Genomic DNA, 21111 nt, shown 5'->3' with positions numbered 1-21111 from the left:
ATCTTAATAGCCTTGTTTGGATTCCTTCGGAATGACAAATATTCTGTTTGGATGCTTATTGTCTTTCTTAACGTTATCGCGCCCCGACTTGAGTGGAGCTCTTTTTATAATTTTCTAAAAATTATAAAAAAGCGGGAACGGAAGGCGGAAAATGGCGCCCAAATTACTCTCTAGAACAAATCATTAGCTGTAATGCTCTTGTCGTGCTTGGTATAATCTACCGGACGCTTGGCAAAGAAATCATCCATTGAGTTAGCAAAAACTTCTTCTTCAAACCAAATCATCGGCTTATAATCTTCTGCGCTAACGTTGTATCTGGTCTTCATGCCGATTTTTTTAAGAGAATCATCTACTCTATATTTCATAAAGTTAAGGAGATTTTCTTTGGAAACATTGTCTATTTCGCCTTGCTCAAAAATCCAACTTAAGATATTATATTCCATCTCCACAGATTGATCGATCAAGTCATAGATATCTTCTAAATCGCTTTCTGTTAATAGATCTGGTTGCTCTTCTCTGATTTTGTTAATAAGATAAATACCGCCATTAGCATGGATCTGCTCATCTACAGAGGTCCAAGCAATGATGTTAGAAACATTCTTCATGAATCCTTTGAATCTTGTAAACGACAAAATGATCGCAAATTGGCTAAACAAGGATACATTTTCTATCAAAATACTAAATAGTAACAGGGACGAAACATAAGCTTTAGGCTCTGTAGAGTTAGCATTCTGTAATACTTTCCCCAGATAATCTATACGTTCTTTAACTGCTGGGATCTCTACAACGTTTAAAAAGTCATCGTTATAACCTAAGACTTCTAATAATCTAGAATAAGCTTCGGAATGGCGAAATTCGCACTCTGCAAAAGTAGCGCCTAAGCCATTAAGTTCTGGCTTTGGAAGGTGATTATAAAGATTTCCCCAGAAGCTTTTTACAGATACTTCTATCTGTGCAATCGCCAAAAGGCTATTCTTAATCGCATTTTTCTCATGAGGCTCTAACTGAGAATGAAAATCCTGAACGTCTGCTGTAAAATCTACTTCGGAGTGTACCCAGTAAGATTTATTAATAGCTTCTACAAATTGTAATACCTCTGGATACTCAAATGGCTTATAACTCACTCTCTTGTCAAAAATCCCCATAATGCGCTTTTTATTTTAAATTTGTTACTTATACTAATTTGATAGAACAGCAATAAAATACTAATAATCAACTTCTTGCCTAAGACAATATTTGATCTTATTTTCCTTAAATGCTTACATACAAAAATAGAAATTGAAATCTCAAAAGACAAGAAAGCCATGAAAAGTTTTCCACAATGAGCCCAAAACACGATGAACAAAAGCTTAGGGCATACTTATGAAATAAAACGTGTGGATAGCTCGAAACACAATTAAACAAAACTAAGCAAGATAATAATAATCAATACTTTAAAATTAAACAATGTACATTAATGGCTATAATTAAAGATGAAAAACTATGTAATCCAAAAATTAACATTTCTCCCTCATTATTTTTTTGTAATTTTGTAATCTTACACATAAAAATGGGGTTGACTGGTTTCGACAGCAAGATCAATGGGTAAGTAAGCATGCAGAGAACCGTAGCGCGATCTCTTAAATCCCTTGCTACAAAATTTTAACTGGCAACGAAGAGTTCGCTCTTGCAGCTTAATCCGAAGTTTAGTAGGTACAAGCGCTTTCCCGAAGATAGTAAGGAAGCAAGATATTCCACACCCGCTCTGTTCTGCGGCGTTTGATAATGGGATATAGGAATGCAGAAATAAGGTTTTGGGAGCTTTGACCAAAATTCGAAAACTTCAGAAGATAAGGTATAAGTTGGGTGTTTGCTCTCTGCTTATACTCGAAAACCAATAGCAAAATAAGCATGTAGAAGTCTTATGTATTGCTTGTTTGGACGAGGGTTCGAATCCCTCCAACTCCACCAAGTAAAAGCCTGTAAATTGATAATTTGCAGGCTTTTTTAATCTAAATACAATCTTTACCTATTAAGGCTTAATTCTCGAAATATCCATTTTCTGTTTAATTATCTTCAATTTGGATTCATTTTTCAAGCGATCAGTCTCGATTCTTAATTTTGATTGAGATAATTTTGATTTTTTAAGAACTTCACATTCTTCCAAAAATTGTTTTTCAATTTCTAATTCTACTTCTTGAAAAGCTATTGGATCACCACCTAATAGAATGAAATCCATAACTATCATAATTACTTACAAAATACAATCTGATTTTCAACGCATTAAACTAAAAATTGAAAAATTGAATCAACAAAAAAAAACTAGGTCATAATTATTTTTAATCAAAATTATTAACGCAACTAATTTGCATTAATAAAATAAATCGTTACTTTTGCAATCATGTTGCATTAACAAAAAAAATAATTTATGAAAAATTTTAACAAACTAAAAATTGGTGCATTAAGCTTTCTAATAGCAAGTGTTATTTCTTGTCGAAATGATGAGGATATCCAAAACAATCCTAATAATCCATCAACGGAACTAGAATTTAAACAAATTAGAATCTTAGTAAATGATGAAGTGACTAATGAGCTCAATATGATAAATCCGTTTGACAACAGTACAAAAAGTTTTCAAGCTGACTTTGCAAAAGCCTCTCTATCCAGTACTAATTCTAACAGATATGGGATTTTATTAAGTTCTGCCGCTAATGGTTTACAACTATTTGATTCCGGAATTTCTGTTCATGGCGATCATACTCATACAGTTAACGAAATTGGGTGGGCAATTCTGAAGGGAACTTTCAATAAACCGTCTCATGTGTCCTCAAAATTTGGAGAACTTTCTGTTTTTAATGACGGATTAGGCACATTTTCTTATGCTTATGAAAATACAGCAAATGATCCTGCGGGAAGTTTTACAACTGTAAATATTCCATCCGCATCGCCACATCACGGTGCTATGCTACGCTTTTCTAATGGAAATTATGCTGTGACATCTGATGATAATACCGTACCGAATGCCAGCTCTTCTCTACCAGAACGTGTGAAGATTGTAGATACCAAAGGCAACACGGTTAATGAGTCTACGCTTGCAACAACCGGAATTCATGGTGACGAAACGGATGGAGAAAATGCAGTATTTGGCTCATATAATGGCGCATTGGTCGTAAATAAATCTGGACAGCAATATATAATTCCTAATCCTCAAGGATTTACCTCAAGTGATATTTTGGGGTCTATTTATTATTCTAAAGAGTCTAAAAAGTTTTATGGAAGATCTTCTAAAAAAGGAATTTATGAGATTAATCTATCAACTAAAAAAATAACTCCCGTACTAGAAAGTACTGATATTAGTAGTGTATATCAAGATTTTTCTACTAGTAGGCTTATAGTTCTTCACTACTCTGGTGTTGTAAAATTAATTAATACTCAGAGTAATACCATCGAGAAAGAAGGACAAGTAGTAACTGGATTTTTAGCCACTGACAATTCTAAACCTGTCGTAAAAGCTACAGAAAAATTTCTTTATGTGGTAGATCCAAGAACGACTAAGCTTAAACAAATAAGAATTTCTGATTTAAAAATTAATAATGAATATAACGTTTCTGCTAAACCTTACCAATTGACAATTATTGGGGCTGAACTAGATAAATAATTATACATTATCACAATGGTTATTAATAGATTATAGCAAAAAAAAGGAGCGATTACAGTGATATGATCGCTCCTTTTATATAAAATATCTTTTTATTTTTTGATTATTTTGATATTTGTTGATTCTTTTTCAGAATTGATTTTTAAAACATAAACTCCTTCAACAAAAGAGCTTAGGTTAATAACCGAAGACTTACCTGCTTTGTCTAAGTTAAAAGTCTTAATCAGTTGCCCTGAAGAAGAATAAACATCTACATTTTTCAACTTTAGATTTTGGTTATTATGAATCGTTACTAAGCCAGATGTAGGATTAGGGAAAGCTTGTAAGCCATTATCCTTTTGTACATCATTAACTGCTAAATTCGCACTACAATTATATACATAGATCTCATCTAGATACCAACCATCGATACCATTACAACCATCTGTACCCAACTCAAATCTAAATTTAATATTAGATCCAGAAGTAACTCCAATTTTTGATAAATCTATAACACTTTGTCCCCAACTTCCTTTAAAGCCACCTGCATCTGTCCCCGTAAACGCAGCTTGCCCCTTCATAGGATTATCGCTATTATTTGTATTATCTAGAGTTTTATTATAAGGATTTTGTGTAAATGCAGTTCTAGGAAGTAAAGTCCACGCTCCTCCGTTAAGACTATACTTGATATTTCCACCATCCCAAGTCTCTTCTGTAGCTACGTAATGATTAAATGCCATTTCGTATTTTCCTGATGTAATAGTTGGAAAATTAATTAATGGACTTTCTAATCGTAAGATACCATTCTGTATACTTGTACTACAATCACCAATCACTGGAGCAGTCCCATACATTGCATTACCAGATCTACCATTAGGAAGATTATTTTTGATTACCCAATTTCTGTCAATCCACGAAGAAGAATTGGTAGGCAAATTAGAAACAGTCCAATTTCCTAATCCATTTTCCCAAGTTTCTTTGAACAATGATCCATCTACTGCATTATTACATAACTCTGGAGTAGAAGCTAAAAGTGGCTTATAGTTACACTGAGTCATGGTAGATTCTCTTAGCTGAACAGACAAAATTGCATTTTTAATATTTTGGATATCTGCAACGGTAAAGCTTTGACCACTTGGTCCAGCAGGAGTCTCGGTAGTAGAAAGTCCTTCTAGATTAACTCCTATTAGATCATTAACAGAAGCTTCTAAAGCATCTGCAAAGTTTACAAAATCACTGGTCTGTGTTAGATAATTTTTTTGTGCTCTCCACCACAAATGTGCTGCTTTCACAAATCCAATTCCAGAAATGTTATATCCTCTAAAACTTCCTCCATCTACTAACAAAGCATATAGATGATTAGGAACTCCAGAATTTTTATGTACAAAAGCACTTACAGTACTACCACAATAATAATAAGTTGCATCTAATACGTAGGCTGGATCTCCGTTACAATTAGGATTCCACATATCTCTGATAGGATTACCAAAAGCCGAGGCTTTTTCTCCCATTTTCCATCTTGTAGATTCTGAACACTGACTTGTAGTTCTAACAGCTAAATTCTCTCCTTCGTCATTATAGTCATTCAATAAATCTATTGTTTCTCCCCAAACATCAGAGTAAGATTCATTAAGTGCACCTGCTTGATGATTATAAATAAGTTTGCTTGTATATTCTGTATAAGCATGCCCCCACTCATGTGCAACAACGTCGTCAGAAGCTGTACCATTACAGTAATTAGCCGTAATTCCGTTCCAGTTTGCATTAGGACAATTAATATTAGGATTATTATTAATGGTGATCATTGACCTATCATTATTATCAAAAGATATAAAGCCAAATGCATTCTTAAAGAAATTATACACGTGTCCAGATGTAATGACTTCATTTCGTTGCCAGATATTAAGACTACCAGGCAGAGCATCGCCTTCTTTCCACTTTAAATTGTTTGTATTAGTGTTGGTCTCATAAAGCTTTCTATCTATAGCATGGATCCCTGTAAATTGCTCAACTAATTCTCCAGTATGTGCATTGATAAATAAAAATTCTCTAACATCATTCTTGTTAGTAATTTCTACTTCATACGCCAAATATGGTGTAGCAACTCCTCCTTGTGCTAAATTCTTAGGAAATATTAATAAATTGTTTTTACTAATTTCTAAAACAGAGTTAGATTTATTCAAGTTTTGAGCAACAATCAAATCCTTAGCAATACTAGCAGCCTGTGAAGCGCTTATGCTAGGTGTTGTACTTACCTTTATATTAGAAATTGTATTTCCATTAATAGATGTAATATCTTCTCTACTATTAAAGTTAAATTTCAAAATACCATCATAAACAGGAACTCCTTTATAATATTGCCTGAAAACAACATTTTTGAACCCATAATTATCCTTACTATCTTCTACAAGAACCATATCCTTAGCGGAAGTTAAGTTAAAAGCTTTATAATGTTTACTCAAAAACTCTTCAACTTTTACCGTAGCTTTAGCAGATTTCAATTGCGGTAAATTCCCATTTTCAAATCTAATAAAATTAGGATTTGATGTACTTTTACTAATGGTTATATTGGCATTTGTTTCTTTTCTAAGAGCATTAACGGCTTGGATATCCTGAGAATATCCCATAGCAAATGCCAATAGAGAAAGAATAGATATAGATCTCTTCATATTAATTATTTGGCAACAAATATAAAATTAACATTTAATATTTACAATCAAATCAATTAAAAAAAATATTATATCTAAAATTAAAGACCAAATACTCAATTATTCTAATTCATGCCAGAAATATGCATCTGCAACTGTGCTCTGGTATCTATAACAATTGTAATATTATCTGGACTTATAAGGAATTGACTTGGTTGCAAATCCAAAACCTGACCTTGTAACTTTATTCCTTTAAAATACTCTTTGTTAAAGCTATTATTAAGACTTTTATTTGACATTGTTTCTATATCTAACAGTGGAATTCCGTAATCTTTTTCTATCATTTTCCGGATCTTACCTTCAAACAGAACAGAAGCAGCTTTGTACAATATATTATTAGTTCTTAATCTAAAATCCGTTTTGGTTAAAACAATTTTATTATTAATTGGATCATAGACAGGCTCACCAATAATAAAAGACGTCCCTGCGATATCGCCTTCTGTCTGCGCTTCTACAACAACTTTTTGATCTTATCTGCAAAAACCTGCAACGGTGTCATCTGTATATTCTGTGGACTAATCTTAAGCCAAGTGTTATACTCTTCAGGAATATTAATGGGCTTAAAAAACTGATTCCACGCTTGTAAAAGATAAGGTTATAAGTTAAAATTAGTCTTAATCTGTATCGGATTTTTAGGACGTGACATATTTACAATTAAAATAGCTTTTTTGTTAATTCATGAATGTATTTTAATTTATAGCTAAAAATAATCATTAATTAACTAAAATTTAACACTTATACGTGAGTGTATTTAATTTAAATTTAATTAATTTTATTTAAACATATAAAAAACATAAAAATGAAAAAACAATTTATTACATTTAGTTTGATGATTTGTGCTATAATTAATGCACAAGTAGGGATTAATACTTCAAATCCTCAAAATGCATTTCATATTGATGGGGAAAAAGATAATAATAATACTGGCACACCTACAGCGGCTCAACAGGCTAATGATTTTTTAGTAACTTCTACTGGTAGTGTAGGTATTGGTACCACATCTCCTACAGCAAAATTAGAAATTAACAACGGTACAACTGTTGGTGCAATAAAAATTGTGGATGGTACTCAGGGAACAGGTAAAGTTTTAACATCTGATAATAATGGTGTGGGAAGCTGGGCTGCGCCGGGAGTAGAAAATGTTACAGGAGTAACAACAACTACAAACACTACTTATGGTACTCAAGGTGATAAGTATATGAATAGCTATATTAATTTACCAGTTGGGAAATGGTTTGTTTTTATAGGTTTTCTAGTTAATGGTGCAACGGAGGCTAACCAACGATATGCTTCTAGATTTACATTGTATAGTTCTAGTACAACTGCTCAGCAAACAGATTTTAGTTATATTAATAATAATAGATTTGTACTTACACAAGTATCTAATGGAAGTGCAGGTGCATATCTGTACGGAATGTTCTCATCAGGAATTATAAGAGTAGATGTAAAAAAACCATTAACATTATATCTTTGGGATGTTGAGTCACGATTGCATGGGAATGTATCTACTACTTTTATTGGAAATAATGGTGAAAATTATATTTTTGCAATAAGAGCTAATTAACTTAATTATTTAGCTTTTATATAAAATGTATACTAAATTGTAAGTTAGTATACAATTTATAGACTCTAAAAAGGATTACTTGTAAAGGTAATCCTTTTTAGATGAATATTTTTCCTTTAATATTGAGAAGAAAAAGTCTATTTATCATTATAATGGTCTAAAGATTTAGTCACAGTTATAGAAACTCCCTGCTTCAAAATTCACTTTCAGAATATTTTAATTGTTTAGGAGGACCAGTTCCTGTTATTGGGAGTGTATCTAATTCTAAAATTAAAGACCAAACACTCAATTATTCTAATTCATGCCAGAAATATGCATCTGCAACTGTGCTCTGGTATCTATAACAATTGTAATATTATCTGGACTTATAAGGAATTGACTTGGTTGTAAATCCAAAACCTGACCTTGTAACTTTATTCCTTTAAAATACTCTTTGTTAAAGCTATCATTAAGACTTTTCTTTGACATTGTTTCTATATCTAAAAGTGGAATTCCATAATCTTTTTCTATCATTTTTCGGATCTTACCTTCAAACAGAACAGAAGCAGCTTTGTACAATATATTATTAGTTCTTAATCTAAAATCCGTTTTGGTTAAAGCAATTTTATGATTAATCGGATCATAAATAGGTACTCCAGTAATAAAAGATGTACCAGCAATATCGCCTTCTGTCTGCGCTTCTACAACAACTTTTTGATCTTTAGCATAAACCGAAATAGCTGTTATTTTAATCTTTGACTTACCATCACGAAACTCAAATTCTTTGTCCAAAAATTGTGCTCTGGCTAATCTTGTAGCTTCTTGAAAACTAATGTTAGCCGTAGTTTGTAGATTAAATATATTAGAAATATTAGGATTAACTATAAAATTAGGAATGGTGTTAACCGCTAGAGAAGCAGTAGGAACTGATCCAACAAAAGTCTCAGAATAAAGATCTATCCCAACAGTTGTTTTGATCTTATCTGCAAAAACCTGCAACGGTGTCATCTGTATATTCTGCGGACTAATCTTAAGCCAAGTGTTATACTCTTCAGAAATATTGATGGGCTTAGAAAACTGATTCCACGCTTGTAAAAGATAAGGTTGCAAGTTAAAATTAGTCTTAATCTGATCGTCAATTATTGTCGTGAATTTTTTCTGTTGCTCCTTAAGGGTAGACTCGATAAGACCAGCAATAGGAATTTTTACTTTACCATAATCCAAAACAGGTTTTTCTTTCCATACAAAACCAGCAGTTACCGTCTGTGTATCTAATTTCCAATTAGGATTGGCAGAAATACTGGTAATGAAATTCATCACAAGGTTGAATGTTGTATTGTTGTAAGCGTAGACACCCAAAGTACCATAACCTTTCTCTGCCCAGATTTTAAGAGGAACAGAAATCATTAATCGATTATTAGTAAGAGCCTTAATATTAATATTTCCTAGCTTTTCTACTTTAACTTTAAACTGATCATTATTGTTATCTGTAAAAGACGTATCTTCATACAAAACACCTTTCACAGATTGATTAACCAAATTATTAATCTCAGAAATAGGAACATTAATAGGCAAACTAATAGATGACTTTATCTTAGGAAACTGATAAATTTCTTGCGAAAAAGCTACAATAAAAATCAATTGAAAGAATAAGAAAAATATTTTTTTCATAAATGGAATAGTTAAATAATCTTATAAGACAGAGACAACAATTAACAATAATCTTACCAAACCTAAGATCTATAAACAAAAAAACCATCTCTTGTGGAGATGGTTTTATATATAACATGTGAATAAAATTATTCAGCAGTTTTTTCTTCTGTAGCAACATCAGCAGCAGGAGCCTCTTCAACAGCAGTTTCTGCAACCACAGCTGCTTCTTTAGTTGTTGGAGTAGATCTTCTACTTCTTCTAGTTGTTTTCTTTTCAGCTTCATTTGGATTGTAAAGCTCGTTGAAATCAACTAATTCGATTAATGCCATATCAGCAGCATCACCTTGTCTGAAACCAGTCTTGATGATTCTTGTGTAGCCTCCATTTCTTTCAGCGATTTTAGGTGCAACCGTTCTGAACAATTCAGTAACTGCTTCTTTGCTCTTAAGGTAAGAGAAAACAGTTCTTCTATTGTGGGTTGTATCTTCTTTCGCTTTAGTAAGAAGAGGTTCTACAAACACTCTTAAAGCTTTCGCTTTCGCAACAGTAGTGTTGATTCTTTTATGTTCAATTAGGGAACAAGCCATGTTAGACAGCATTGCTTTTCTATGTGGAGCTGTTCTACCTAAGTGATTGATTTTTTTTCCGTGTCTCATTTTGAGGATTATTTATCAGCGTCTAACTTATATTTTGCAACATCAAAACCGAAGTTAAGTCCTTTTGTATGAACTAATTCTTCAAGCTCTGTTAAAGATTTCTTACCGAAATTTCTGAATTTCATCAAATCAGACTTACTGAAAGCCACTAGCTCACCAAGAGTTTCTACTTCAGCTGCTTTAAGACAGTTAAGGGCTCTTACAGAAAGATCCATATCTGCTAATTTAGACTTAAGAAGTTGTCTTGTGTGTAGGGTTTCTTCGTCATATTGGATAGATGCTTTAACGGCTTCTGTCTCTAGCGTGATTCTCTCATCTGAGAATAACATAAAGTGATAAATTAATATCTTAGAAGCTTCTGTCAAGGCGTTTTGAGGAGTGATAGAACCATCAGTCTCAATATCCAAAATAAGTTTTTCGTAGTCTGTTTTTTGCTCTACACGATAATTCTCAACACTATATTGAACTTTCTTAATTGGTGTAAAGATAGAATCAATCGCAATTGTACCCATTGGTGCATTGTTGGATTTGTTTTGATCCGATGGAACATAACCTCTACCTTTCTCAATATTGAAAGTAATCTCAAAATTAACATCTTTAGTTGTTGTGCAGATTACTAGATCTTTGTTAAGAACTTCGAAACTGCTCATACCACTTTGTAGATCACCAGCTGTAATAACTTCTTGACCAGAAATTTTTACATTAACCTGCTCGTTAGGAGCATTTTCTACTGATGACTTAAGACGTAATTGCTTAAGATTAAGAATGATTTCAGTAACATCTTCAATCACTCCTGGTATTGTCGAAAATTCGTGCTCTACGCCTTCTATTTTGATAGATGAAATAGCATATCCTTCCAGAGAAGATAACAAAACTCTTCTCAATGCATTACCGATTGTTAATCCAAATCCTGGCTCTAAAGGTCGAAATTCGAATTGACCTTTAAAATCTGTAGAATTAAGTAGGATTACTTTATCGGGTTTTATAAATGTTAAAATTGCCATAGTTTGGTTGAGCAAAAATTTGAAAAAATTATTATTTAGAGTATAATTCGACGATTAGCTGCTCTTTGATGTCCTCCGGAATTTGGATTCTTTCTGGTACAGCTACGAAAGTACCTTCTTTCTTTTCGTCATTGAATTGTAACCACTCATAATTTGCTTTTGAAGATAATGCATTAGCAACTACTTCAAGAGATTTTGACTTCTCTCTAACAGTTACAACATCACCAACTTTTAACAAATAAGAAGCGATGTTAACTATTTCTCCATTAACAGTGATATGTCTGTGAGATACCAATTGTCTAGCTCCAGATCTTGTCTTAGCAAAACCTAATCTATATACAACGTTATCTAATCTAGACTCACATAATTGTAAAAGTACTTCACCAGTAACTCCTTTGCTTCTTTGTGCTTTTTCGTACAAGTTAGCAAATTGTCTTTCTAAAATACCGTAAGTATATTTAGCTTTTTGCTTTTCAGCTAACTGAACAGCATATTCTGATTTCTTAGCACCTCTTCTTTTGTTAGGACCATGTTGTCCTGGTGGTTGGTTTTTTCTCTTTTCGAAGCTTTTATCATCTCCGTAGATTGCAGCACCAAATTTTCTAGCAATCTTAGTTTTAGGTCCAATATATCTTGCCATAATGGGTAAATTCTAAAAATTAAACTCTTCTTCTTTTCGGTGGTCTACATCCGTTGTGCGGCATAGGCGTAATGTCTACGATCTCGCTAACTTCAATTCCAGAATTGTGGATAGTTCTGATAGCAGATTCTCTACCTGCACCAGGACCTTTTACAAACACCTTAACTCTTCTAAGACCAGCTTCGAAAGCTACTTGAGAACAGTTCTCTGCAGCCATCTGAGCTGCAAAAGGAGTATTCTTTTTAGAACCTCTGAATCCCATTTTACCGGCAGATGCCCAAGAGATTACTTCTCCGTTTTTATTTGTTAAAGAAATGATGATGTTATTGAAAGATGCTTGGATATGCGCCTCACCAATAGCCTCAACTTTTACTTTTCTTTTTTTAACAACTTTAGTTTGTTTTGCCATAATAAATTCTACAGATTATTTACTTGCCTTTTTCTTGTTAGCAACAGTTTTTCTCTTTCCTTTACGGGTTCTAGAATTATTCTTAGTTCTTTGGCCTCTTAAAGGTAATCCCAGTCTGTGACGTATTCCTCGTTGACATCCAATATCCATTAATCGCTTAATGTTCAATTGAGTTTCAGAACGTAATTCTCCTTCTACTTTAACGTTATCGGAGATGAAGTTTCTGATTAATGCCAATTCATCGTCATTCCATTCGTTGACTTTCTTGTCTTCGCTGATACCAGCGTTCTTCAAAATTTCTGAAGCTGTGCTTCTTCCTACACCGTAGATGTAAGTAAGACCTATAACGCCTCTTTTGTTCTTTGGTAAATCAATACCTGCAATTCTCGCCATAATTTAATCGGTTCTTAACCTTGTCTTTGTTTAAATTTAGGGTTCTTCTTGTTGATTACGAATAGTACGCCTTTTCTACGTACAATTTTGCAATCAGCGCTTCTCTTTTTAATAGATGCTCTAACTTTCATTTGAGAGTAATTTTCTTTTTAATATTCAAATAAAATCTTCCAGAATACTAGTATCTGAAAGTGATCCTCCCCTTAGACAAGTCGTATGGAGACATCTCCAGTCTAACTTTATCACCAGGAAGCAGTTTAATGTAATGCATTCTCATCTTACCAGAAATATGGGCAATAAGAATATGCCCATTTTCAAGTTCTACACGGAACTGAGCGTTAGAAAGTGCTTCTGTAATAACGCCGTCTTGTTCGATATGTTTTTGTTTTGCCATTTAATTACTATACGTTGGTTGATCTTGATAATTTTGATTGCATCAACCCGTCATAATGATGGTTCAGCAGATAGGTATTAACTTGTTGTACAGTGTCTAATATAACACCGACCATAATTAATAATGATGTCCCGCCAAAAAACAGGGCAAATCTATCTGTCTGAACAAACGCTCCGTGCACTACTGCCGGAAGGACTGCAAAGATAGATAAAAATATTGCACCAGGCAAGGTTATTTTAGATAAAATATCATCAAGGTAATCTGCAGTCTCTTTACCTGGTCTAACCTTAGGTATTAATCCGCCATTACGCTTGAGATCATCCGCCATCTGATTAACTGGAATTGTAATTGCAGTATAAAAGAATGAGAAGATAATAATTAGTAGTGCAAACAATACGTTATACTGCCAACTAAATACATTTTTGAAACCTGCCAAAAATGTGTTTGTCTCATCAACCTTAGTTAATAATCCAGGTACAAACATTAAAGCTTGTGCAAAGATAATCGGCATAACACCTGCTGCATTAACTTTTAATGGAATCCATTGTCTAGCACCCTGCATAAGGTTTTTGTTAACACCTCCTCTTGCCTGCGCTCTGCTGACATACTGAATAGGGATTTTTCTAACTGCAACTGATAATACTATTGCTAGTAATACCACCAATAACCAGAATAACACTTCTACAAGAATCATGATAGTACCAAAACCTCCTTTACCAGTCTGTGTTGTCACTTCTTGGATAAAAGCAGTTGGAAGATCCGCAAGGATCCCTACCATAATTAATATAGAAATACCGTTACCGATACCTTTGTCCGTAATTTTTTCTCCTAACCACATTGCAAATACAGATCCAGCTACTAATATCACGATACTAGGTAACCAGAACATGATAGAGTTAGGATCAATATAATACGCAGATTGGAACTGTGTGTACGGTAAGAAAAATTGGGTTACCGATGTTAGATAAGAAGGTGCTTGCACCAAACATACTATAATCGTTAACCATCTTGTGATTTGGTTAAGTGTATTTCTACCACTTTCTCCATCTTTCTGAAGTTTCTGTAGATAAGGCACAGCCATACCCATTAGCTGCACAATAATAGATGCAGATATGTAAGGCATAATCCCTAGCGCCATGATAGACGCTCTACTGAAAGCTCCTCCAGTAAATGATGAAAGTAAACCCAAAAGGCCGGCCCCTTGTTGGTTCCCGCCTTGATTTTGGTAATGTTGTAGAAGGTTACCCACTTCTGCCATGTTAATAGCAGGAAGTGAGATATAAGATGCGAATCTATACACTAGGACTAATGACAAAGTCAAGAGAATTTTATCTCTTAATTCCTTTAGGCTCCAAATATTCTTAAGTGTTTGTATAAATTCTTTCATTAGGTTTTAATTAAAGAGTGATCGCTTTACCTCCTGCTTTGCTAATAGCTTCTTCAGCAGATTTTGTAAACTTATGAGCTGAGATAGAAACACCAGCTTTAAGGTCTCCTCTTCCTAAGATTTTGATTAACTCATTCTTAGTAGAAAGACCGTTCTCGATAAGGATTTCTTTAGTGATCTCACCTGTAATACCTTTAGTATCGATAAGTGTTTGGATAGTATCTAAGTTAATAGCTCTATACTCTTTTCTGTTTACGTTTTTAAAACCGAATTTAGGCAATCTTCTTTGCAAAGGCATCTGTCCACCTTCGAAACCGATTTTCTCAGAATAACCAGCTCTAGCTTTCTGACCTTTGTGACCTTTTGTTGAAGTACCACCTTTACCACTTCCTTGTCCTCTACCAATTCTTTTAGAATTAAAAGTAGATCCAGCTGCTGGTCTTATGTTATTTAAATTCATTTTGTAAAGATTTTAGATATTAGTTGTTAGATTAAAAATCAGATTTAAAATGTTAATACAATCAAACCTGATTTCTAACGTCTAACGTCTATTTAAATTATTTCTGAACCTCTAGTAAGTGGCTTACAGAAGCAATCATTCCTAAGATTGATGGTGTAGCTTCGTGCTCTATCACTTGGTGAAGTTTTTTAAATCCTAATGCCTCAAGCGTTCTCTTTTGGGTTTTTGTTCTACCAATAGCGCTTCTTACTTGTTTTACTTTAATTGTTGCCATTGTTATAATATTAACCGTTAAACACTTTAGTTAGAGAAATACCTCTCATTCTTGCAATTTCTTCTGGTCTTCTGATGTCCAATAATGCTTTGAAAGTAGCTTTCACAACGTTATGTGGGTTAGAAGATCCTTTAGATTTTGAAAGAATATCTTTGATACCAGCAGCTTCTACTACCATACGAACTGTACCACCAGCGATTACACCGGTACCATGAGTTGCAGGTCTTAAGAAGATATCAGCACCACCGTATCTTGCAGATGTCTGGTGAGGAATTGTATGATTAATAACTGGTACTTTAACTAAGTTTTTCTTAGCGTCTTCTACAGCCTTAGAGATTGCAGAAGCAACTTCTTTAGACTTACCTAATCCGTAACCGATAACACCTTCTTCATTTCCAACTACTACGATTGCAGAGAAACCAAATGCTCTACCACCTTTTGTTACCTTAGTTACTCTATTTACAGCAACCAGACGATCTTTTAATTCTAATCCTCCAGGTTTTACTCTTTCTATATTGTTGTCAAACATATTATTTCTGAATTTATAAATTAGAATTTAAGACCAGCTTCTCTAGCACCATCAGCTAAAGCTTTGATTCTACCGTGGTATACGAAACCGTTTCTGTCGAATACGATATTCTCAATACCAGCAGCGATAGCTTTAGCAGCGATAGCTTTACCAACTGCTGCAGAAATTTCAGTCTTAGTCCCTTTAGCGTCTACACCTTTCTCACGAGAAGAAGCAGATACTAATGTTTTACCCTCTTTATCATCTACTAATTGAGCGTAGATTTCTTTATTACTTTTGTAAACAGATAATCTTGGTAAAGATGCAGATCCTGAGATCTTACCTCTTACTCTTCTTTTGATTCTGTTTCTCTTTTCAACTTTTGTTAATGCCATTTTCTTAATTTTTATGCAGATTTACCGGCTTTTCTTCTGATGATTTCGCCTACGAATTTCACACCTTTTCCTTTGTAAGGTTCAGGTTTTCTGAAAGATCTGATCTTAGCAGCCACCATCCCAAGAAGTTGTTTGTCGTGAGAAGATAAAGTAATAATCGGGTTCTTACCTTTTTCTGTCAAAGTTTCTACGTTGATCTCTTTTGGAAGATCTAGTACGATACCGTGAGAGAAACCTAGAGCTAATTCTAATTTGTTTCCAGTGTTAGATGCTCTATAACCTACTCCTACAAGTTCTAATTGCTTAGTAAATCCTGTAGAAGCTCCAATAATCATATTATTGATTAACGCTCTGTAAAGTCCATGAAGCGCTTTATGTTGCTTAGAATCTGAAGGACGAGATACTGCAAGTATGCCATCGTTTACTTCAAATGTAATTCCATCTGTAAGGGTTTGAGATAATTCTCCTTTTGCCCCTTTTACTGTTACGATATCCTCATTAAGAGTTACTGTAACACCAGCAGGAATTTCTATAATTGCTTTACCAATTCTTGACATTATTTCCTAGTATTAAAAATTAATATACGTAGCAAATTACTTCGCCTCCTACGTTCTCTTGTCTTGCTTTTTTATCAGTCATCAACCCTTTAGAAGTTGATACGATAGCAATACCTAATCCATTAAGTACTCTTGGTAATTCTCCAGCACCTTTGTACTGTCTAAGACCTGGACGAGATGCTCTTTGGATAGACTTGATAGCAGGCTTGCTAGTTTGCTTATCATATTTTAAAGCGATCTTGATGTTCCCTTGTACCGCGTTATCTTCAAACTTGAAGTTTAAGATAAAACCTTGGTCAAAAAGAATTTTTGTGATCTCTTTTTTGATGTTTGATGCAGGAATTTCCACCACTTTGTGGCCTGCGCTTTGTGCGTTCCTTACTCTTGTTAGGAAATCTGAAATTGGATCTGTTACCATTTCTTTATTTTTAAATTATTGGTTAATAACAGCTAGTTTTGTGTCTGGATGTCAGATTTAGGATGTCAGATTATCAATTAATAATCTGACATCTTTTATCTTATATCTCGAAACCAACTTGGCTATCTAGATTAATTTTGTGTTGATTACCAACTTGCTTTCTTAACTCCAGGGATAAGGCCATTGTTAGCCATTTCTCTGAAAGTTACTCTAGAAAGTCCGAAAGTTCTCATGTAACCTCTTGGACGTCCCGTTAACTTGCAACGGTTGTGAAGTCTTACTGGAGAAGCATTTTTAGGTAACTTCTGTAATGCATCATAATCGCCAGCCTCTTTAAGAGCCTTTCTTTTTTCAGCATATTTTGCTACAACAGCTTCTCTTTTGCGCTCACGCGCTTTCATTGATTCTTTAGCCATTTCTTAGTTCTTTTTGAACGGTAAACCGAAGTGTGTTAATAATGCTTTAGCTTCTTTATCTGTTTTCGCAGTTGTTACGAAAGTAATGTCCATCCCTTGGATTTTTTTCACTTTGTCAATTACGATTTCAGGGAAGATAATCTGCTCAGTAATACCTAAGTTATAGTTACCTCTACCATCGAAACCATCTGCTTTGATACCAGAGAAATCTCTGATACGTGGCAATGCTGATGATGTCAATCTGTCTAAGAATTCGTACATCATATTAGCTCTAAGAGTAACTCTTGCGCCAATTGGCATACCTTTTCTTAATTTGAAAGCAGCTTCATCTTTTTTAGATATTGTACCTACAGCTTTTTGTCCAGTAATATTGGTTAATTCTTCTACAGCGTAGTCAACAATTTTTTTGTCAGCAGTAGCTGCTCCTAAACCTTGGCTCACAACGATTTTCTCTAACTTAGGTACTTGCATTACTGACTTGTACCCAAATTCTTCCATCATTGCAGGAACGATTTGTTCTTTATATGCTTTTTTTGGTCTTACTATGTATTCCATCGTCTGTTAATTATAAAGTTTCACCAGATTGTTTTGCAAATCTTACTTTTTTATCACCATCTACTTTATAACCAGTTTTGGTAGCTTTTCCTGTTTTAGGATCTACTAACATAACGTTAGAAATATGGATAGATGCTTCTTTTTCTACGATACCGCCTTGAGGGTTTTGTGCAGATGGCTTAACGTGTTTTTTAACGATGTTAAGACCTGCTACAATTACTCTAGCGTCCTTACCTTCTTTCTTGATCACTTCGATAATCTCACCTGTTTTACCTTTAATTTCTTTCTTTCCGGTAGTGATGATTACGTTATCTCCTCTTTTGATTTTTAACTTTGACATTTCTTTGTAAAATTTTAAAATTAAAGTACTTCAGGAGCTAATGAAATGACTTTCATATATTCTTTGTCTCTCAACTCACGAGCAACCGGTCCGAAAACACGTGTTCCTCTCATTTCTCCAGTTGCGTTAAGAAGTACACAAGCATTGTCTTCGAATTTGATGTAAGATCCATCTTTTCTTCTAACTGCTTTTTTCGTTCTTACTACGACAGCTTTAGATACTTGTCCTTTTTTTGCATTTCCTTGTGGAGTAGAATCTTTGATAGTCACTACAATTTTGTCTCCCACAGATGCATATCTTCTTCTGGTACCACCCAGAACTCTGATTACTAGTACTTCTTTGGCACCAGTGTTATCAGCTACTTTTAGTCTTGATTCTGTTTGTAACATTATTTAGCTCTTTCTATGATTCTTACTAATCTCCATCTTTTGTTCTTGCTCAAAGGTCTAGTTTCAGAAATTAAAACTGTATCTCCTTCGTTGCACTCGTTGTTCTCGTCATGTGCAGTATATTTTTTCGTTTTTAGAACGAATTTACCGTACATTGGGTGCTTCATTTTCATAGTCTCACTAACAACAATGGTTTTTTCCATTTTATTGCTGGAAACTACTCCGATTCTTTCTTTTCTTAAATTTCTTTCCATTGTAAAAAGGAATTATGATTGTTTGTTAGTTAACTCAGTTTCAAGTCTAGCGATTACTTTTCTTAAATCTCTGATCTGAATTGGATTTTCAATCGGGCTGATTTTGTGAGCTATTGTCATTTTGTTGTATGCAACTCTAGCCTCAGCTAATTGATTTTTGATATCCTCAACGCTTAAGTTTTTGATGTCAGCTTTATTCATTTTATTTCAGATTATAGAGGTTTAACAAAATCGTTAGCAACAACAAATTTAGTAACTACTGGTAGTTTCTGTGCTGCTAGTCTTAACGCTTCTTTTGCCACTTCGTAAGGTACACCACCTACTTCGAACATTATTTTACCAGGCTTAACTACAGATACCCAATATTCTACAGCACCTTTACCTTTACCCATACGTACTTCGGCTGGTTTTTTGGTAATAGGTTTATCTGGGAATATTTTGATCCATAATTGACCTTCTCTTTTCATATATCTTGTTGCAGCGATACGTGCAGCTTCGATTTGTCTTGCAGTGATCCAAGCACCTTCTGTTGCTTTGATTCCGAAAGTTCCGTATGCAAGTTGATTACCTCTTTGAGCAATCCCCTTCATTTTCATCTTGTGAACTTTACGGAATTTGGTTCTTTTTGGTTGTAACATAATTTCTTAAATTTTAGATTTTAGAATTTAGATTTTAAAAAAGTAACGGTCATTTAAAACTATCCTCTAAAATTTTTTTAATTATTTTTTATCTCTTGGTCTTCTGCTATCTCTATCGCCACGTTCTCTGTTACCGCCGCCTGAAGGACCTCCTTTCTTTTGTTGTCCAACAAGTGGAGAAAGATCTCTCTTGCCGTACACCTCACCTTTCATGATCCATACTTTAACGCCTAGTTTTCCGTATTGAGTCAATGCTTCACCGATATGGTAGTCGATATCTGCTCTAAAAGTTGACAATGGGATTCTTCCGTCTTTGAAAGATTCTGATCTTGCCATCTCAGCTCCGTTTAATCTACCAGAGATTTGAACTTTGATACCTTCTGCACCCATTCTCATTGTAGAAGCGATTGCCATTTTCACAGCTCTTCTGTAAGAGATACGGTTTTCTATTTGTTTTGCGATGCTATCAGCTACTAATACAGCGTCTAGCTCTGGTCTTTTGATTTCGAAGATGTTGATTTGGATATCTTTTCCTGTCAACTTCTTTAATTCTTCTTTAAGTTTGTCAACTTCTTGACCTCCTTTTCCGATGATAAGACCTGGTCTTGCTGTTGTGATAGTTACTGTAACTAACTTAAGGGTTCTTTCAATATAAATTTTTGAAATACCACCTTTAGATAATCTTGCCTCAAGGTATCTTCTGATTTTGTAGTCTTCAGCGATTCTGTCTCCATAATCGTTACCACCAAACCAGTTAGAATCCCATCCTCTGATGATACCTAATCTGTTACCAATTGGATTTGTCTTCTGTCCCATACCTTGATTAATTTTCTTTATTTCCTAAGATTAGTGTAACGTGGTTAGATCTTTTTCTGATTCTATGACCTCTACCTTGTGGTGCTGGTCTTAGTCTCTTCAATTGTCTTGCACTATCCACAAATATTTCTTTAACGATAAGGTTAGCTTCTTCGATATCAGCACCTTCGTTTTTCGCTTGCCAGTTAGCCATAGCGGAAAGAAGTAATTTTTCTAATTTGTTAGAAGCTTCTTTCTTTGAGAATTTTAGGATATAAAGAGCTTTGTCAACTTGTTCTCCTCTGATGATATCAGCAACTAGTCTCATTTTTCTTGGAGAAGAAGGACAGTCGTTTAAAGCTGCTTTTACCACATCTTGGTTAGCTGCTTTTCTTGCTAATGCGCTATCTTGTTTTCTTTTTCCCATGATTATCTGCTACCTTTATTTTTGTTACCACCGTGACCTCTAAAAGATCTTGTCGGAGAAAATTCGCCTAACTTGTGACCCACCATGTTTTCTGTAACGTAAACGGGAACAAAAGTTTTACCGTTATGTACTGCGATAGTTTGACCTACCATGTCTGGAGAAATCATTGATGCTCTAGACCAAGTTTTGATGACAGTCTTTTTGTTAGACTCTATGTTTGCTTGTACTTTCTTCTCTAATGTATGATGAATGAAAGGTCCTTTCTTAAGTGATCTTGCCATA

The 21111-nt window shown here is 34.2% G+C and carries 30 protein-coding genes, 1 other RNA gene and 2 pseudogenes; 3 read left to right on the top strand and 30 right to left on the bottom strand.

The window, feature by feature from the left end:
• Nucleotides 1-170 precede the first annotated feature (170 nt).
• Entirely contained in the window at nt 171-1145 is a 975-nt protein-coding gene (locus tag ACQQ6V_RS12780; RefSeq protein WP_448845894.1) for a ribonucleotide-diphosphate reductase subunit beta, read from the bottom strand.
• A gap of 406 nt (nt 1146-1551) precedes the next feature.
• On the opposite strand from ACQQ6V_RS12780, the gene ssrA reads away from it, so the two are divergent.
• Nucleotides 1552-1950: a transfer-messenger RNA gene (gene ssrA / locus ACQQ6V_RS12775) on the top strand.
• Nucleotides 1951-2011: 61 nt separating this feature from the next.
• Here the strand turns inward: ssrA and ACQQ6V_RS12770 are convergent.
• Nucleotides 2012-2218 (bottom strand): hypothetical protein, encoded by a 207-nt coding sequence (locus ACQQ6V_RS12770; RefSeq protein WP_448845893.1) that lies wholly within the window; start codon nt 2216-2218, stop codon nt 2012-2014.
• Between the two features lie 189 nt (nt 2219-2407).
• Here ACQQ6V_RS12770 and ACQQ6V_RS12765 point away from each other — a divergent pair, with 189 nt between their 5' ends.
• Nucleotides 2408-3637, top strand: a complete 1230-nt coding sequence (locus tag ACQQ6V_RS12765) for a hypothetical protein (RefSeq protein WP_448845892.1) — start codon at nt 2408-2410, stop codon at nt 3635-3637.
• 92 nt (nt 3638-3729) lie between these two features.
• On the opposite strand, the gene ACQQ6V_RS12760 is transcribed toward ACQQ6V_RS12765, so the two are convergent.
• The 3 genes and pseudogenes from ACQQ6V_RS12760 to ACQQ6V_RS12750 form a co-directional block, all read right to left on the bottom strand.
• Nucleotides 3730-6285, bottom strand: a complete 2556-nt coding sequence (locus ACQQ6V_RS12760) for a M4 family metallopeptidase (RefSeq protein WP_448845891.1) — start codon at nt 6283-6285, stop codon at nt 3730-3732.
• Nucleotides 6286-6389: 104 nt separating this feature from the next.
• Nucleotides 6390-6779: pseudogene (locus ACQQ6V_RS12755) on the bottom strand (DUF4403 family protein); the annotation flags it as partial.
• Nucleotides 6776-6898, bottom strand: a pseudogene (locus ACQQ6V_RS12750) (DUF4403 family protein); the annotation flags it as partial. The pseudogenes ACQQ6V_RS12755 and ACQQ6V_RS12750, both read right to left, overlap by 4 nt.
• A 225-nt stretch (nt 6899-7123) precedes the next feature.
• Here ACQQ6V_RS12750 and ACQQ6V_RS12745 point away from each other — a divergent pair.
• Nucleotides 7124-7888, top strand: coding sequence for a hypothetical protein (locus ACQQ6V_RS12745; RefSeq protein ID WP_448845890.1), 765 nt, complete (start codon nt 7124-7126; stop codon nt 7886-7888).
• A gap of 294 nt (nt 7889-8182) precedes the next feature.
• Here ACQQ6V_RS12745 and ACQQ6V_RS12740 read toward each other — a convergent pair whose 3' ends face one another.
• The 25 genes from ACQQ6V_RS12740 to rpsS form a co-directional block, all read right to left on the bottom strand.
• On the bottom strand, nt 8183-9538 hold the full coding sequence (locus ACQQ6V_RS12740; RefSeq protein ID WP_448845889.1) for a DUF4403 family protein: 1356 nt from the start codon (nt 9536-9538) through the stop codon (nt 8183-8185).
• A gap of 128 nt (nt 9539-9666) precedes the next feature.
• Nucleotides 9667-10176 carry a 50S ribosomal protein L17 gene (gene rplQ / locus ACQQ6V_RS12735; protein WP_448845888.1) on the bottom strand — a complete coding sequence of 170 codons (510 nt, stop codon included), beginning with the start codon at nt 10174-10176 and terminating at the stop codon, nt 9667-9669.
• A gap of 8 nt (nt 10177-10184) precedes the next feature.
• The gene (locus ACQQ6V_RS12730) at nt 10185-11180 is read right to left on the bottom strand and encodes a DNA-directed RNA polymerase subunit alpha (protein WP_448845887.1); all 996 of its coding nucleotides are present in this window, start codon (nt 11178-11180) and stop codon (nt 10185-10187) included.
• A gap of 31 nt (nt 11181-11211) precedes the next feature.
• Entirely contained in the window at nt 11212-11820 is a 609-nt protein-coding gene (gene rpsD / locus ACQQ6V_RS12725) for a 30S ribosomal protein S4 (protein ID WP_448845886.1), read from the bottom strand.
• 19 nt (nt 11821-11839) lie between these two features.
• The gene (gene rpsK / locus ACQQ6V_RS12720; protein ID WP_448845885.1) at nt 11840-12229 is read right to left on the bottom strand and encodes a 30S ribosomal protein S11; all 390 of its coding nucleotides are present in this window, start codon (nt 12227-12229) and stop codon (nt 11840-11842) included.
• A 15-nt stretch (nt 12230-12244) separates the two neighbouring features.
• Nucleotides 12245-12622 carry a 30S ribosomal protein S13 gene (gene rpsM / locus ACQQ6V_RS12715; RefSeq protein WP_448845884.1) on the bottom strand — a complete coding sequence of 126 codons (378 nt, stop codon included), beginning with the start codon at nt 12620-12622 and terminating at the stop codon, nt 12245-12247.
• Nucleotides 12623-12636: 14 nt separating this feature from the next.
• Entirely contained in the window at nt 12637-12753 is a 117-nt protein-coding gene (rpmJ, locus tag ACQQ6V_RS12710; RefSeq protein ID WP_007839480.1) for a 50S ribosomal protein L36, read from the bottom strand.
• Nucleotides 12754-12800: 47 nt separating this feature from the next.
• Nucleotides 12801-13016, bottom strand: coding sequence for a translation initiation factor IF-1 (infA, locus tag ACQQ6V_RS12705; protein ID WP_147756836.1), 216 nt, complete (start codon nt 13014-13016; stop codon nt 12801-12803).
• A 7-nt stretch (nt 13017-13023) separates the two neighbouring features.
• Nucleotides 13024-14403, bottom strand: a complete 1380-nt coding sequence (gene secY, locus ACQQ6V_RS12700) for a preprotein translocase subunit SecY (RefSeq protein ID WP_448845883.1) — start codon at nt 14401-14403, stop codon at nt 13024-13026.
• Nucleotides 14404-14413: 10 nt separating this feature from the next.
• A complete protein-coding gene (rplO, locus tag ACQQ6V_RS12695) occupies nt 14414-14863 on the bottom strand; it encodes a 50S ribosomal protein L15 (RefSeq protein ID WP_448845882.1) in 450 nt (149 codons plus the stop codon).
• Nucleotides 14864-14960: 97 nt separating this feature from the next.
• Entirely contained in the window at nt 14961-15137 is a 177-nt protein-coding gene (gene rpmD / locus ACQQ6V_RS12690; protein WP_448845881.1) for a 50S ribosomal protein L30, read from the bottom strand.
• A 10-nt stretch (nt 15138-15147) separates the two neighbouring features.
• On the bottom strand, nt 15148-15666 hold the full coding sequence (gene rpsE / locus ACQQ6V_RS12685; RefSeq protein WP_448845880.1) for a 30S ribosomal protein S5: 519 nt from the start codon (nt 15664-15666) through the stop codon (nt 15148-15150).
• A 20-nt stretch (nt 15667-15686) separates the two neighbouring features.
• Nucleotides 15687-16040, bottom strand: coding sequence for a 50S ribosomal protein L18 (rplR, locus tag ACQQ6V_RS12680; RefSeq protein WP_448845879.1), 354 nt, complete (start codon nt 16038-16040; stop codon nt 15687-15689).
• An 11-nt stretch (nt 16041-16051) separates the two neighbouring features.
• Entirely contained in the window at nt 16052-16597 is a 546-nt protein-coding gene (gene rplF / locus ACQQ6V_RS12675) for a 50S ribosomal protein L6 (protein ID WP_448845878.1), read from the bottom strand.
• 19 nt (nt 16598-16616) lie between these two features.
• Nucleotides 16617-17015: a 30S ribosomal protein S8 gene (gene rpsH, locus ACQQ6V_RS12670; RefSeq protein ID WP_448845877.1), complete on the bottom strand. Its 399-nt coding sequence runs from the start codon at nt 17013-17015 to the stop codon at nt 16617-16619.
• Nucleotides 17016-17161: 146 nt separating this feature from the next.
• A complete protein-coding gene (rpsN, locus tag ACQQ6V_RS12665) occupies nt 17162-17431 on the bottom strand; it encodes a 30S ribosomal protein S14 (RefSeq protein ID WP_448845876.1) in 270 nt (89 codons plus the stop codon).
• Between the two features lie 3 nt (nt 17432-17434).
• Nucleotides 17435-17986, bottom strand: coding sequence for a 50S ribosomal protein L5 (gene rplE, locus ACQQ6V_RS12660; protein WP_448845875.1), 552 nt, complete (start codon nt 17984-17986; stop codon nt 17435-17437).
• A gap of 10 nt (nt 17987-17996) precedes the next feature.
• Complete coding sequence (gene rplX, locus ACQQ6V_RS12655) at nt 17997-18326, bottom strand: 50S ribosomal protein L24 (protein WP_448845874.1); 330 nt, start codon at nt 18324-18326, stop codon at nt 17997-17999.
• Between the two features lie 20 nt (nt 18327-18346).
• Nucleotides 18347-18715, bottom strand: coding sequence for a 50S ribosomal protein L14 (rplN, locus tag ACQQ6V_RS12650; RefSeq protein WP_448845873.1), 369 nt, complete (start codon nt 18713-18715; stop codon nt 18347-18349).
• On the bottom strand, nt 18715-18969 hold the full coding sequence (gene rpsQ, locus ACQQ6V_RS12645; protein WP_448845872.1) for a 30S ribosomal protein S17: 255 nt from the start codon (nt 18967-18969) through the stop codon (nt 18715-18717). The genes rplN and rpsQ overlap by 1 nt, the downstream gene beginning before the upstream one ends.
• A gap of 12 nt (nt 18970-18981) precedes the next feature.
• Nucleotides 18982-19170 (bottom strand): 50S ribosomal protein L29, encoded by a 189-nt coding sequence (gene rpmC / locus ACQQ6V_RS12640; protein ID WP_448845871.1) that lies wholly within the window; start codon nt 19168-19170, stop codon nt 18982-18984.
• Between the two features lie 11 nt (nt 19171-19181).
• On the bottom strand, nt 19182-19607 hold the full coding sequence (gene rplP, locus ACQQ6V_RS12635; protein ID WP_448845870.1) for a 50S ribosomal protein L16: 426 nt from the start codon (nt 19605-19607) through the stop codon (nt 19182-19184).
• An 81-nt stretch (nt 19608-19688) separates the two neighbouring features.
• The gene (gene rpsC / locus ACQQ6V_RS12630; protein ID WP_448845869.1) at nt 19689-20423 is read right to left on the bottom strand and encodes a 30S ribosomal protein S3; all 735 of its coding nucleotides are present in this window, start codon (nt 20421-20423) and stop codon (nt 19689-19691) included.
• A gap of 7 nt (nt 20424-20430) precedes the next feature.
• Nucleotides 20431-20829 (bottom strand): 50S ribosomal protein L22, encoded by a 399-nt coding sequence (gene rplV, locus ACQQ6V_RS12625; protein WP_448845868.1) that lies wholly within the window; start codon nt 20827-20829, stop codon nt 20431-20433.
• 2 nt (nt 20830-20831) lie between these two features.
• Nucleotides 20832-21110 (bottom strand): 30S ribosomal protein S19, encoded by a 279-nt coding sequence (rpsS, locus tag ACQQ6V_RS12620; RefSeq protein WP_079667180.1) that lies wholly within the window; start codon nt 21108-21110, stop codon nt 20832-20834.
• Nucleotide 21111 lies beyond the last annotated feature (1 nt).

Source organism: Chryseobacterium electrogenes (assembly GCF_053553015.1).
This window is presented reverse-complemented; position numbering and strand designations above follow the sequence as displayed.